This is a genomic window from Enterococcus cecorum (genome assembly GCF_052119425.1).
Lineage (GTDB): Bacteria > Bacillota > Bacilli > Lactobacillales > Enterococcaceae > Enterococcus_E > Enterococcus_E cecorum_C.
In genome coordinates this window covers 1-311 of the sequence record NZ_JBQKFH010000127.1, presented here as the reverse complement: position 1 = coordinate 311, position 311 = coordinate 1, and the positions used below count along the sequence as shown (strand labels likewise).

1 rRNA gene is annotated in these 311 nt (G+C 42.8%); it reads left to right on the top strand.

Features of this window, described 5'->3' with window-relative positions:
* Nucleotides 1-100: ribosomal RNA gene (rrf, locus tag ACTQZM_RS12130) — 5S ribosomal RNA — on the top strand; the annotation flags it as partial.
* Nucleotides 101-311: the final 211 nt, after the last annotated feature.

The following is a 311-nucleotide window of genomic DNA, read 5'->3' as shown; positions in this document are numbered from 1 at the left end:
AGAAGGATACACCTGTTCCCATGCCGAACACAGAAGTTAAGCTTCTTAGCGCCGATAGTAGTTGGGGGTTTCCCCCTGTGAGGGTAGGACGTCGCCACGCAACTTTGAATGACTAGACAAAGGTTGTCTAGTCTTTTTTTTGTTGGTATGCCAAGTAGGGTACAATTTTCAAGTCGGATTCATTGTGGCTTGAGGTATAAGGTAAGCGCCCAATAACGAGGTATATTGAAAATCTCCAAAGTCACTCGACGCTGGAGATTCTTTTTTTTATTTACAATTTGCTTGTACAGTTTCTGACCATGGCAAATAAG